The organism is Aquipseudomonas ullengensis, from assembly GCF_014174475.1.
Classification (GTDB): Bacteria; Pseudomonadota; Gammaproteobacteria; order Pseudomonadales; family Pseudomonadaceae; genus Aquipseudomonas; species Aquipseudomonas ullengensis.
The window spans coordinates 33,875-48,552 of sequence record NZ_JACJUD010000002.1 but is presented as its reverse complement, the minus strand read 5'-3'; the positions used below and the strand labels follow the sequence as shown (position 1 = coordinate 48,552).

The 14,678-nt window shown below is 63.2% G+C and carries 5 protein-coding genes and 2 tRNA genes; all 7 read left to right on the top strand.

The annotated features are described in order from the left end of the window. Positions 1-15: 15 nt before the first annotated feature. The 7 genes from H3H51_RS05690 (at position 16) to H3H51_RS05660 (ending at position 14,662) form a co-directional block, all read left to right on the top strand. A tRNA-Gln gene (locus tag H3H51_RS05690) sits at positions 16-90 on the top strand. A gap of 50 nt (positions 91-140) precedes the next feature. After that, positions 141-215 (top strand) — tRNA-Gln (locus H3H51_RS05685). Between the two features lie 82 nt (positions 216-297). Continuing rightward, entirely contained in the window at positions 298-1,239 is a 942-nt protein-coding gene (locus H3H51_RS05680; RefSeq protein ID WP_183088080.1) for a ribose-phosphate pyrophosphokinase, read from the top strand. A 111-nt stretch (positions 1,240-1,350) separates the two neighbouring features. Beyond that, positions 1,351-1,953, top strand: a complete 603-nt coding sequence (locus tag H3H51_RS05675; protein WP_183088079.1) for a 50S ribosomal protein L25/general stress protein Ctc — start codon at positions 1,351-1,353, stop codon at positions 1,951-1,953. 37 nt (positions 1,954-1,990) lie between these two features. Beyond that, positions 1,991-2,581, top strand: coding sequence for an aminoacyl-tRNA hydrolase (gene pth, locus H3H51_RS05670; protein WP_183088078.1), 591 nt, complete (start codon positions 1,991-1,993; stop codon positions 2,579-2,581). Between the two features lie 33 nt (positions 2,582-2,614). Next, positions 2,615-3,715, top strand: a complete 1,101-nt coding sequence (gene ychF / locus H3H51_RS05665) for a redox-regulated ATPase YchF (protein ID WP_183088077.1) — start codon at positions 2,615-2,617, stop codon at positions 3,713-3,715. 369 nt (positions 3,716-4,084) lie between these two features. Beyond that, positions 4,085-14,662, top strand: coding sequence for a VCBS domain-containing protein (locus H3H51_RS05660; protein WP_183088076.1), 10,578 nt, complete (start codon positions 4,085-4,087; stop codon positions 14,660-14,662). The last annotated feature ends 16 nt before the right edge of the window (positions 14,663-14,678 follow it).

The following is a 14,678-nucleotide window of genomic DNA, read 5'->3' as shown; positions in this document are numbered from 1 at the left end:
GGTTATGCAAGATACAGGGGCGTCGCCAAGCGGTAAGGCAGCAGGTTTTGATCCTGCCATGCGTTGGTTCGAATCCAGCCGCCCCTGCCATAACCGCCTAGCGGTTGCGTAATCGATTCAAGCATTTGCGGTAACTCTACAGGGGCGTCGCCAAGCGGTAAGGCAGCAGGTTTTGATCCTGCCATGCGTTGGTTCGAATCCAGCCGCCCCTGCCATATATTCGAGAGCTGTTCAAAGAGCCCTGCTTTTTGAACAGCTTTTTAATTCATCGGACCCACCCTCAGGCAGGTACTGCGCGTGTCCAAGATGATGGTCTTCACGGGGAATGCCAACCCCGACCTGGCGCGTCGCATCGTGCGCCAACTGCACATTCCTCTCGGTGATGCCTCCGTAGGCAAATTCTCCGACGGCGAAATCAGTGCTGAAATCAATGAAAACGTTCGCGGTAAAGACGTCTTCATCATTCAGCCGACCTGTGCACCCACCAACGACAACCTGATGGAACTGGTAGTGATGGCTGACGCCTTCCGCCGCTCCTCGGCTTCTCGTATCACTGCAGTCATTCCCTACTTTGGCTATGCCCGCCAGGATCGCCGCCCGCGCTCCGCTCGCGTGGCCATCAGCGCCAAGGTAGTAGCCGACATGCTGACCGTGGTCGGTATCGACCGCGTGCTCACCGTCGACCTGCACGCTGACCAAATTCAGGGCTTCTTCGATATCCCGGTAGATAACATCTACGGCTCCCCGGTTCTGGTGGATGACATCGAAAGCCAGCGTTTCGACAACCTGATGATCGTCTCCCCGGACATCGGCGGCGTAGTGCGTGCACGCGCCGTGGCCAAGTCCCTGGGTGTTGACCTGGCGATCATCGACAAGCGCCGCGAGAAAGCCAACCACTCCGAAGTGATGCATATCATCGGTGATGTGGACGGCCGCACCTGCGTACTGGTGGACGACATGGTCGACACCGCCGGCACCCTCTGCCACGCCGCCAAGGCGCTGAAAGAGCACGGCGCCGCCAAGGTCTACGCCTACTCCACCCACCCGGTGCTGTCGGGCCGCGCCATCGAAAACATCGAAAACTCCGTGCTGGACGCACTGGTGGTGACCAACACCATCCCGCTGTCCGCTGCGGCGCAAGCCTGCCCGCGTATCCGTCAACTGGATATGGCTGCAGTTGTGGCTGAAGCGATGCGTCGCATCAGCAATGAAGAATCGATCAGCGCGATGTTCCGCTAAGCGAAACATTGACTGACGACTAGTGCCCCGCCGCGTGCGGGGCTTTTTGCCCAACCGCCCGCACGCTGGTCGCAAGCGCAGCTGGCGGTTTGGTTATTTTGGAGAAGTGAAATGACTGAATTTGCCCTGAATGCCGACGCGCGTTCCGACCTGGGGAAAGGTGCGAGCCGCCGCCTGCGTCGTATCGCCAGCCTGGTTCCGGCCGTAATCTACGGTGGTGACAAAGCCCCGCAATCCATCAGCCTGCTGGCCAAAGACCTGGCCAAGCTGCTGGAAAACGAAGCTGCCTTCAGCCACGTGCTGACCCTGAACGTTGCCGGCACTGCCGAAAACGTTCTGATCAAGGCCCTGCAACGTCACCCGGCCAAAGGCTTCGTGCTGCACGCTGACTTCGTTCGCGTTGTTGCCGGCCAGAAGCTGAGCGCCCACGTTCCCCTGCACTTCATCAACCAGGAATCCTCGGTTGGCGTGAAGCAGCAAGGTGGCGAAGTGTCCCACACCATCGTTGAAGTTGAAGTTTCCTGCCAGCCGCAAGACCTGCCGGAATTCATCAACGTCGACATGGCCAAAGTTGAAGTCGGTCAGATCGTTCACCTGTCCGACCTGCAACTGCCGAAAGGCGTCGAGCTGGTGGCCCTGGCCCACGGCAACGACCTGGCCGTAGCCAACATCCACGCGTCCCGCGTGGCGAAAGAAGAAGGCGCTGCCGAGTAATTGATACTCAGCACGCCTTAAAGGAAGGGCCTCTGTCGTGACTGCCGTGCAACTGATCGTCGGCCTGGGTAATCCAGGCCCAGAATACGACCAGACCCGGCATAACGCAGGGGCCCTTTTTGTTGAGCGCCTGGCCGACCGCGAACGCGTCAGCCTGAGCCTCGACAAAAAGTATTTTGGCCTGGTGGGCAAGTTCAGCCATCAGGGCCGCGATGTTCGTCTGTTGATCCCCACCACCTTCATGAACCGCAGCGGTCAGTCCGTAGCGGCACTGGCGAATTTCTTCCGGATCACTCCGGACGCCATTCTGGTGGCCCACGACGAACTCGACATGCCCCCCGGCGTCGCCAAGCTCAAACAGGGCGGCGGGCACGGCGGACATAACGGGCTACGCGACATCATTGCCCAGCTCGGCAATCAGAACAATTTCCACCGCCTGCGGCTTGGCATCGGCCATCCCGGGCACAGCAGCATGGTCTCCAACTTTGTCCTCGGCCGCGCCCCGCGCAGCGAACAGGACCTGCTGGACACCAGCATCGATTTCGCCCTCGGCGTACTGCCCGAAATACTCGCCGGCGAATGGAGCAAAGCGATGCACAAGCTGCACAGCCAGAAAGCCACCCTTTAACTCTTCACCGCCATATCGCGCGAGGGACACATCATGGGATTCAACTGCGGCATCGTCGGCCTGCCCAACGTCGGCAAGTCCACCCTGTTCAACGCCCTCACCAAATCCGGTATTGCGGCGGAGAACTTCCCGTTCTGCACCATCGAGCCGAACAGCGGCATCGTGCCGATGCCCGACCCGCGTCTTGCGGCCCTGGCGGCCATCGTCAACCCCAAGCGCATCCTGCCGACCACCATGGAATTCGTCGACATCGCCGGCCTGGTAGCCGGCGCGTCGAAAGGTGAAGGCCTGGGCAACAAGTTCCTGGCCAACATCCGCGAAACCGACGCCATCGCCCACGTCGTGCGCTGCTTCGAAGACGACAACGTGATTCACGTCGCCAACAGCGTCGACCCCAAGCGCGACATCGAGATCATCGACCTGGAGCTGATCTTCGCTGACCTCGATAGCTGCGAGAAGCAACTGCAGAAAGTCACCCGTAACGCCAAAGGCGGCGACAAAGACGCCGTCGTGCAGAAAGGCCTGCTGGAGCAACTGATCGCTCACTTCAGCGAAGGCAAGCCGGCGCGCAGCCTGATGAAGAACATGAGCACCGACGAGAAATCGGTGATCCGTGGCTTCCACTTGCTCACCACCAAGCCGGTGATGTACATCGCCAACGTCGCCGAAGACGGCTTCGACAACAACCCGCTGCTCGACGTCGTACGCGCGATTGCCGACGAAGAAGGCGCGATCGTGGTGCCGGTGTGCAACAAGATCGAAGCGGAAATCGCCGAGCTCGACGACGGCGAAGAGAAAGACATGTTCCTCGAAGCCCTGGGCCTCGAAGAACCCGGCCTGAACCGCGTGATTCGCGCCGGCTACGAAATGCTTCACCTGCAGACCTACTTCACCGCCGGCGTCGAAGAAGTCCGTGCCTGGACCGTCAAAGTCGGTGCCACCGCCCCGCAAGCAGCGGGCGTGATCCACACCGACTTCGAAAAAGGCTTTATCCGCGCCGAAGTCATCGCCTACAACGACTTCATCCAGTACAAGGGCGAAGCCGGCACCAAAGAAGCCGGCAAATGGCGCCTGGAAGGCAAGGACTACATCGTCAAGGACGGCGACGTGATGCACTTCCGCTTCAACGTCTAAGCGTAAGAGAGGTCCTGACGGATCTCGCTGGACACGAAACCCCTTGATGGCAGCCGCCTCAAGGGGTTTTTCTTTTCCAGCCCTCCTCACCGCGCCGACGGGAGCACGGCAGCTGCGTTAATTGCAGGATGATGCGGCACAAGGCCATCTATCCACTCATCGTTCGGGCCGCCTGACGCGTCATAGCTGAGAGCTGTTTTTCATCACGACGCAGACCGCCTAGGGAGAATTACCGATACCCGCCCACCCGACACGCAGAGAGGAAAATCCATTGCCAAGCGCCAGCTAAAGCGCTGAAACTAGACTCGCACAAGGAAAAGTGGGTCTATATTTCAAGGCTTAATAGTCCTCGGAAGGGAGTCTTTAGTAATGGCGAATATCCTCCAGAAAAACCGGGACTCTCTGAGGCCGCAAAGTCATTACTTGGCCTTGGAGCCACGCATTCTGTTCGACGGCGCCGCAGCGGTGGCCACCGAGCAGCAGCACAACAGTGGCGCCGATCATCCCATCCAGGATGCCCATGCCACGCCTGTGGAAACGGCGGCCACACCCGCGCAGAGTGCTCCGCGTCACCTGCTGGTGATCGACAGCCGCGTAGAGAACCGCGAGCAGCTGACCCAGCAACTGCCGCCAGGCGTGCAGGCCCTGGTGATCGAGCAAGGCCAGGATGGCATTGCCGCCATCGAGCAGGCTCTGGAGACGTTGGGCCAGGTCGACTCGATCCAGATTCTCTCCCACGGCGCCGCCGGTCAGTTCACCCTCGGCAAAACCACCCTCTCCAGCGACAACATCGGTCAGTTCGGCCACGCCCTGCAGCAATGGAGCGACAACCTCAGCGAGGGCGCCGACATCCAGCTCTATGGCTGCAAGGTCGGTGCCGGAGAGGCAGGACAGACACTCGTAGGAGAACTGGCACGCTGGACCGGCGCCGACGTGGCTGCCTCCAATGACGATACCGGCGCACGCGCCGCCGGCGGTGACTGGAATCTGGAAGTCCGCAGCGGCGATATCGACAAGGGCATCGCCCTCAGCAGCGCCGCGCTGAGCGGCTATGACGATTTGCTGGCCAACGCCGCCCCCACCACCAGCCTGCCGGCCACCAGCGCGCAGGTACTGTTGGGCGGAAACTTCACCTTCACGGTGAACTTCGACAACACCTCCAGCCAGGCTGGCTATGCCCCCTTCATCGACCTGTTCCTGCCTGCCACCGGCAAGGACGGTGCCGGCAGCGCTACGGACGACGGCATCACCTTCGTCTCTGCCCAGTACCTCGGGCAGACCCTGACGGCCCAGGTCATCACCTTCGACAGCAATGGCCAGGCCACCCACCCGCTGGCGGTGGATGCCAGCGGCAACCCCCTGATCATCAATGCCGCCACCTATGGCATGCGTGCCGGCGATCAGTTGGTGGTATTGGCATTGCCCTTCGCCAGCGTGACCGACGGCCAACCGCTGATCGGCATCCAGATCACCGCCAAACTCAGCAACCTGGCCGACACCAGTTTCTCCAACGGCACACCAGAGCTGACCATTCGTGCACGCAGCGGCTTCCAGTACGGCAACGACTCGCTGAACAACCCGGCCAGCGACCCCAGCCTGGTCGAGTCCGGCAGCAAAAGCTTCGTGGTTCGCCCCACCGTACTGACCTTCGCGCAGACCGTGATTACCCCGGAAGGCGAGACCGCCACCGGCCCCAACTTCGAGCGCACCCTGCAGGCCACCGTCACACCGGCCGCAGGTCAGACCCTGACCGACGTGGTGGTTACCCAGCCGATTCCGGGCAATGTCATCGTCACCGGCATCACCCCCGGCAGCGGCGGCGTCATCACCTCCATGACGCTGTACGACGGCCGCACCAGTACCGACCCGGTGGTAATAGCTGCGGCGCTGGCGCTGAACAACGATGCCGACCTGAGCAATGACCTGTACATCAGTTCGTTCACCGTCACCTATGCGACCCTGAGCGCTGCCACCACTACCAATGTCACCTTCTTCGTGCCGGACACCGATCTGGACGGCAAGCCCGTGATCAACCCCGTCAGCGGCGACGATGTCACCATCACCTTCGGCGGCCCCAGCGCCACCGGCGAATGGGTCCCCCTCGATAGCCGGGACGTCACCGCGCCGGCCACCGAGATCGATGTCAGCGGCACCGGCGCCAGCACCAGCTTCGTTGCCAAGTCCATCACCCTGATCAAACAGGTGACCATCCAGACCGACCTCGGCACCACCGGCCTGACCCCCGGCGATACCCTGAAATACGACCTGAACATTGCCATTTCCGATTACTTCGCCTTCGGCAAGAGCTTCCTGGAGCAGGGCCAGTTCACCGTTACCGACACCCTCAGCGATGGCCAGACCCTGCAGGGCACCCCTACCCTGACGGTGAACTTCAATGGCGGCGGGCCGCAGACCATTACCCTGATCGTGTCGTCGACGGTGAACAACGCAGACGGCAGCGTCACCCGCACCTTCGACATCGGCCAGTCGTTGCTCGACGCCTTCGGCGACCGCGGCTGGCTGAACGGCGACCTGGCCTTCGACAGCGACCTCGAGGGCGCCACCACGGCAGTGATCAGCTACCTGGCGGTGGTCGGCCAGAGCTACGCCCCGCCGGCCGGCAGCCCGCACAGCGAGATAAACGAAGGCGACAAGCTGAGCAACAACGCCACGGTCACCGCCACTGTCCTCGAGGACTACATCAACCTCACCGGCAGCAATGAGAGCGATACCTCCAGCACAGTCAGCAGCGTACCGAAGAGCCAGATCGACATCGTCCTGGCCGACCTCAACGACGGCGGCGCCCCGGCGCCTGGCGTCGAGCTCAAGCCCGGCGACGAAGTGACCTTCCGCCTCAGCTACGACCTGGTCACCGGCGACTACGAGAACCTCAAGCTGACCGCCTACCTGCCGCTGCCGCTGTTCGATGTCAGCGGCATCAGCTGGCAGCTCGGCAGTGGCGGCGAAGCCAACGTCGGCCAGTGGGTGCTCGGCGCTGGCAACACCAACGCCGACGGCACCATCTCCGTTAGCAATGGCCCCGGCAACTCGGTGGTGTTCGACCTCGGCAGCTACGTCAAGGCCAACAACATCACCACTGGCAGCCGCATCGAGATCGAGTTCACCATGCTCGTCGGCGACCAACCGTTCGCCGATGGCCGCGAGTTCGATGTGCTCGCCGAGTCCAGCCAGACCACTACCCTGGAGGGCAAGACCGTCTTCAACTCCAGCGATGTCGCGGTGATCGCCTCCATTGCCGAACCGGTGCTGAGCATTAGCCACGGTGTGGTCTCCAGCAGCAATGGCACGGTCAGCGGCACCAGCGGCACCTGGGGCGCACCCGGCAGTAGCGGCGTACCACCGTTCAGCGGCAGCGTCACCGCCATCACCGCGGTCAACGGCAACGTCACCGGCATCGACGGCGGCGATACCCTGCGCCTGGCCACTGCCATCGAGAACAGTGGTGGCGGCGCGGCTTTCGACGTCCGCACCAGCGTTACCCTGCCCACCGGTCTGTCCTTCGTTGGCGGCAGCCTGGCCAATGCCAACCTGCAGATCTACCGCGGCGACGGCACGCTTCTGCAAGCGGGTAGCGACTACAGCGTCAGCGGCAGCACCATTACCTTCATCGACGGTGCCGGCACCGGTGGCCTGCTCGCCGGACGCCCCGGCACAGCGGCCGACACCAGCGGCGCCAACCTGGTGGTGATCACCTACGACGTCACCGTCAGCAACAGCATCGCCGCCAGCCGCACCTTGCAGAGCAGTGCCAGTCTGCTCAACTACGCCAGCGCCGAGGGCGGCGACAACTTCATATCCGGCGCCCCGCTCTCCGATACCGCCGGCCAGCAGGTCGCCGCACCCACGATTACCCAGGGCTTCGCCGGCGGCAGCCTGGACGACGGCGACTCCAGTGCCAGCCACACCACCGGTGCCAACCTGGTGGTCGGCGAAGGCATGCTCTACGACATCGTGGTGACCCTGCCCGAGGGCAGCACCCAGAGCCTGCGTATCGACGACCTGATTCCCCCCGGCATGCGCTTGGACACCAGCTTCGCCAGCGGTGCCGGTTACCAACTGATCACCACCGGTTTCGCCGGTAGCGTCACTTTCTCCGGCATGACCGGGGTTGGTGGCACCCTGGGTGCTGACGGCGTCGATGCGCGCTTCACCTTCAGTGCCGCTGGCGCCACGGCCGACAACAATACCGGCAACAACAGCTTCACCATCCGCGTACACCTGATCGCCAACAACGTGGCAGGCAACCAGGAGGGCGTCGCCCGCACTAACGATGCGCAGTTGATCTACAGCGACCCGGACGGCAATACCGTCAATGGCAGCACAGCAATCGACCGCACCGTGGACAGCAACGGCACACCAACCATCACCGTGCGCGAGCCGGTGCTGAGCGTTACCCAGCAACTGTTGACCGTTCCGCCTCTCGTCGGCTTCGACCTCGGCGCGGTGATCGACTTCACCATTACCCTGACCAATAGCAGCGGCTACGACGCCTTCGACATCACCCTGCTCGACAACCTGCCCACGCAGCTGAATGGGCTGACCCTGGTCGGTAAGGTTTACAACGGCGACGCTACCAACAATGGCGGCGCCGACTTCGAAATCGCCCTGGTCGGCAGCCAGTACGTACTGCGCAGCGTCAGTGGAGCCAATATCGATATCGGCACGGGCGATAGCATCGTGCTGACGGTACGCGGCACGGTAAACGCTACCGCCAACAACGCGGCCATTTTCACCAATATCGCTACTGCACAGTGGACCAGCCTGGACGGCAACGCCGGTGGTACCGCAAATCCCGCTGGCGAGCGCACCGGTGTCGATGGCCCGCTGAATGGCGGTAGCCTTAACGATTACCGCAGCAGCGCCAGCCTGATTATTCCTGCCTCCACAGGTTTCCGGATCTCGCGGGTCGGTGGCCTCGACGATACCCCGGCAGCCAACCCCACCAATGGCATCAACGAAACGGTCAGCATTGGCGAAATCGTGCGTTATCGGGTCGTGGCCAACGTTCCCGAGGGTGGCCGTAGCGGTTACCAGATTCAGATCACCCTGGCCGATGGCCTGGAGTTCATCCCGGCCAACCTGAATAACGTGCTGATCGGCCTGATTTCCAATACCGGCTTGACCAGCAGCCTCGGCGGCTCACTGGTCAGCAGCGGCGACCCAACCATCACCGGCGACCAGGATACGCCTCAGGCCGGCCCCATCGAGCCGAACCTAGCCAACCCGCTGACTGCCGTGCTCAATTCCAGCCTGATCTCGGTTTCCGCCGATGGCCGCACGGTCACTTTCAGCTTTGGCAACCTGGACACTACCGACAGCAACGACAACAACCTCGAGGGCCTGGCACTGGAGTTCAACGTCAGGGTCAGCAACCAGGCTTCCAACCAGGCCGGCGACCATCTGGCGGTCACGGCACGAGACTTCGTCGGCAATGGCGCCACCCAGATCAGCACCAGCGCGACCTTGTATCAGGATATCGTCGAGCCGAGTTTCACCGGCATGGACAAGACGGTCACCACCTTCGACCCCAATCCGGGTGGCAGCACCGGAACGGCCACGGTGGAAGTAGTATTCACCCAGAATGGCGGCCTGCCAGCCTATGACGCGGTGCTGACCGACGGCTTCACAGGCGGCTCCGCCTACAGCCTGACCAGCATCACCGTTGGCAGCACGACCTACCTGGTTGGTGACCTGCCCGCCGATGGCATCAGTTTCAGCACCAGCGGCAGCCTCACCGTTAATTTCGATCAGCTGGACGTCGGCACCCAAGTCAAGGTGGTCTATGAGGTCACCGTGCCCAATAGCGCCCTGGTCGCCCAGGCCAACGGTACGGCGACCCTGCGCTGGTCGAGCCTGCCCGAGGACTTCACGGCCTGGGGCGGCAGTAGCGTCGGCGCGGATGGCGGCGCCACCGGCGAACGTACCGGCAGCGGCGGCGTGAACGACTATGTGCTCAGCTCTGCAGCGGGCTTGGGCATCATCGCCGGCACCCTGTGGAACGACACCGCCAGCGCCACCACCAGCACCACGCCCGATGGCACCGGCCTGGACGGACAGACCGTGACCCTGACCTGGGCCGGTACTGACAACGACTTCGGCACCACCGGCAACAATGCCACCTTCACCACCACTACCAACGCCAGTGGGCAGTACAGCTTCGGCGTGCTGCCCTCGGGCCTCTACCGCATCGACACGCCTACCGGCACCATCAACTACACGCAGCCGGTCGGCGACCTGCGCATCCGCATCGACAGCGACGGCAGCACCCTCGGCCAGATCGTGGTCACCCTCGGCGAAGGCGTGCAACAGAACGCCAACGCTGGCTATGTCGAGCAGAACGACGCGCCGATCAATACCGTACCCGGAACCCAGAGCGGCTCGGAAGACACGCCACTGAGCATCACCGGCATCAGCGTCGCCGACGTAGATGCCAACCGTGACCCGAACAGCGCCAGCCGCACCCTCACCGTTACCCTCAGCGTGCTGCACGGCACCCTGTCGCTGTCCAGCACCCCGGCCGGGGTGACGGTAGGCGGCGCCAACTCGGCGCAGATGGTGCTCACCGGCACCCTGGCCAACCTCAACAGCGCCCTGGCCAACCTGCGCTACCTGGGCAGCCTCAACTACAACGGCAACGACACCCTGACGGTGCTGACCAACGACCAGGGCAACTTCGGCGACAAGGACGGCGACGGCACCCCCGGCGAAACCAGCCAGGACGCCCTCACCGACCTGGATACCGTGGCCATAGTGCTGGCCCCGGTGAACGATGCACCAGTGGCGGTCAACGACAGCGCCCTGGCCACCGAAGCCGGCGGCGCCAACAACACCAGCCTGGGCGTCGACCCGCGCGGCTCAGTGCTGAGCAACGACACCGACGTCGATATCGCCACCAATGGCGATGTCCTCAGTGTCGTCTCGATAACGGCCCTGAAAGGCGCCGGCAGCGGCGACGATGTGATCCAGGCACTGGTCGATGACGGCACCCAGTACGAGATAGTCGGCCTGTACGGCACCCTGAAGATCAACGCCACCGGCCGCTACGAATACGTGGTGGATAACAGCAATGCCCTGGTGCAGGCCCTGCGCCTAAGCGGCCAGACCTTGAGCGAGAGCTTCAGCTACGAGATCACCGACAGCGGTAATCCGAGCAACACTGCCAACTCCATCGCCACGCTCAGCGTGACCATCCGCGGCGCCAACGACACCCCCGTGGGTGTCGACAACGTCGGCACTGCGGTCGAGGCCGGCGGCGTGGCCAACGGCTCCGGTGGTTCCGATGCCACCGGCAATGTGCTGCCCAACGACACCGACGTCGACAGCGTGGCCAATGGTGAAACCAAGCATGTGTCCGGCGTGCGCGCCATTCTCGAAGGCGTTGCAGGCCCGACAGTGCCCGTCAATACCGGCACTACCAGCGCCACCGGCACCTCGATCGCCGGGCTCTACGGCACCCTGCGCATCGGTGCCGACGGCAGCTACCGCTACGTCATCGACAACAACAACGCCACCGTGCAGGCCCTGGCCATCGGCGATACGCTGACCGAAACCTTCTCCTATACGGTGACCGATGCCGGTGGCCTCAGCGGCCTGGCAGCGCTGACCATCACCCTCCAGGGCAACCAGGACAACCCCATTGCCCGCAACGACAGCGACACGGCACAGGCCGGCTCGGTAGCCCTGAGCATTCCTGAAGTGCCGGCCACCGGCAACGTCATCACCGACAGCCCCGGCACCGACAGCGACGTCGATACCATCGACAATCCGGCCAACACCAAGCTACAGGTCAACGGCATCCGCCAGGGCATCGAGACTGCAGGCGGCAGCCTCACCAGCGTCAGCGGTACCACGACAATCCCCGGTCTCTATGGCAGCCTGACCATCAACCCGGACGGCAGCTACAGCTACGACGTCGACAGCAACAACGCCACCATTCGCGCCTTGCCACCGGGCTCGACGATCAACGAGGTGTTCACCTATCGCATCGTCGACACGGCCAACCTGACTGACCTTGCCCAGCTGACCATCACCATCAGCGGCGTCAACGATGCACCGGTGGTAACCAACGACACCGCCCAGGCGGTCGAGGCCGGCGGCGTCAACAACCAGACTGCCGGGGTCAACCCGAGCGGCAACGTACTGAGCAACGACAGCGACCCGGATGGCGACGCCCTGAGCGTCAGCGCCATCAGCGGCGGCAGTGTCGGCGTAGGCCTGACAGGCAGCTACGGCACCCTGACCCTGAACGCCAACGGCAGCTACACCTACGTCGTCAACAACAGCCTGCCCGCCGTGCAGGCCCTGCGACTGAGCGGCAACCAGCTCAACGAGACCTTCAGCTACACGGTAAGAGATGCCCGCGGCGGCACCAGCACCGCGCAACTGATGGTGGTGATTTCCGGCCAGAACGATGCGCCAGTGGCCGGCAACGACACCATCGTGGCCCAGGAAAAAGGTGGCACCGCTAACGGCACGCCGGGCGTCGACCCCGACTCCATCGGCAACCCCGGCAGCTTTGCCAACCTGCTAAATAACGATACCGACGTCGACGCTGGCGACAGCAAGACCATCAATGGCATTCGCACCGGCAGCGAGGGGGCCGGCGGCACCTTCACCAGCATCAGCGGCAGTCAGGTGATCCAGGGCCAGTACGGCACCCTGACCATCCATGCCAACGGCAACTACCAGTACGTCGTGGATAACAACCTGCTGGCCGTCCAGCAGCTGCGCCAGGGCCAATCGCTGAGCGACACCTTCACCTACCGCATGCGCGACACTGCCGGGCTGACCGACAACGCCCAGCTCAACGTCACCATCCAGGGCGCCTGGGATGCGCCGGTGGCCTACAACAACCTGGCCTATGGCGTGGCTGCCAACCCCGGCGGCACTGGGCTTGACCCCAGCGGCAACGTGCTCACCGATGCGCGCTTCTTCCTCGCCGACAGCGACATCGACCAGGGTGATGTGCTCAGCGTCAGCGGTATCCGCACCGGGGCCGAAGCAGGCAGCGGCACGGCAGGCGCCATCGGCGTAGCCCTGCTCGGCGCCAACGGCTATGGCAGCCTGACCCTCAACGCTGACGGCAGCTACAGCTTCGCCGTCGACCCCAACAACGCGACCCTGCAGGCGCTCGGCCCAGAGGAGCTCCGCACTGAAGTATTCACCTATGAAGTCAGAGACCTCGGCGGCCTGACCGACGTCGCCCAACTAACTGTATTCATTCGCGGGCAGGACTCCGCACCAGTGGCCGGCAACGATCAGGGCAGCGCCATCGAAGCCAGCGGCCTAAACAATGCTACGCCGGGCAGCAACCCCTCCGGCAACGTGCTGGGCAACGACACAGACATAGAAGATGACATCCTGATCGTCGCGGCCGTGCGTACCGGCGGCGAGTCCGGTAGCGGCACCGCTGGCACTCCAGGTACTGCCCTGCGTGGCCTGTACGGCGACCTGACGCTGAATGCCAATGGCAGCTGGACCTATGTACTGGACAATGACCTGCCCGCCGTTCAAGCCCTGCGTACCAGCGGCCAAACCCTGACAGACACCTTCACTTACACGGTAGAGGAAACACTATGGGGAGCCACTGACCTGGCCGAACTGGTGATCACCATCGACGGTCGCAACGACACGCCGATCGCGGTCGACGACAACGCCACCGCCGTAGAGGCTGGCGGCATCGGCAACGGCACCCCGGGAACCAACCCAGTCGGCAACGTGCTAGGCAACGACACCGATGTCGACAGCGTGGCCAATGGCGAGACCCAGCAGGTGCTCGGCGCCAGCAGCGAGCTGGGCAACAGTGCTGGCGCCGGCCAGGTGTTGCAGGGCCGCTACGGCAGCCTGACGCTGAATGCCGACGGCAGTTACCAATACGTGCTGAACAACAATGATCCCGTGGTTCAAGCGCTGCGCACCGCCGGGCAGACCCTGCGCGAAGTGTTCACCTACCGCATGCGCGACACCACCGGTGCCGAGTCCACGGCGCAGCTCAACGTGCTGATCCAGGGTGCCAACGACAACCCGGTGGCGCAGAACGACAGCAATGTGGCCAGCGACCAGACTCGCGCACCGCAGGCCACTGGTAACGTACTGCCCAACGACGGCGACGTGGACAGCGGTGAGCGCTTCCAGGTGGTGGGTATTCGCACCGGAGCGGAAGGCGCCAGCGGCACTACCGGCAGCATCGGCCAAACCCTGGTCGGGCGTTACGGCACCCTGGTCATCAATGACGATGGCAGCTACACCTACACCATCGACCTGACCAACTCCGAAGTCCTGGCGGCCGCTGGCCTCGGCCAGGTGCTGCAGGACGTCTTCACCTACACCATGCAAGACCTGGCCGGCGCCACCGACCAGGCCGAACTGGTGATCGACCTGGACATCGCCGCACCCTACGTACCACCACCCGATGACACAGACATCGACGGGCAAGGCGGCTGGCGGCCCTATCAACACTCCACGCCGGCACAAAACAGCGTTGACCTGAACTTCGACCCGGCGATCTTCGTCACCCCGGTGGTGCAGAACAACAGCAATCTGGACCAGGCGCTGTCCTGGGGATCGGATGGCAGCGACCTGCGCATGACCCTGCCGGTCGAAATGCAGAGCCCCTTCATGCAGCGCCTGCTGCCTGCAGTACCCGGCCAGTTCGTCGGCCAAAGCGTCGATCAAAGCAGCTTCCAAAGCTCGCTGGATCTTGCCTGGATCCTCGGCCGGCAGAGCCGTGTCGACCTGACCGCCGATGGCCTGCTCAGCGATCCGTCGCTGTTCGCCAGCGGCCTCCAGGACATGCTGGGAGAGCAACCGACCTCAAGCGACGAAACTGAAGCAGAATCCACCCAAACCGCCCGCAGCTTTCAGCAACAGCTACAGTCAGCCGCAAAGCGGTTGAGTCCGTTCGGCAACTCGACGCCGCGTAGTTAGGATGAATAAGGACTTC

Bases quoted from the DNA above. Each gene is read 5' to 3' on its own strand.
- H3H51_RS05675 (WP_183088079.1), top strand. From the start codon at position 1,351: ATGACTGAATTTGCCCTGAATGCCGACGCGCGTTCCGACCTGGGGAAA.
- ychF (WP_183088077.1), top strand. From the start codon at position 2,615: ATGGGATTCAACTGCGGCATCGTCGGCCTGCCCAACGTCGGCAAGTCC.
- H3H51_RS05660 (WP_183088076.1), top strand. From the start codon at position 4,085: ATGGCGAATATCCTCCAGAAAAACCGGGACTCTCTGAGGCCGCAAAGT.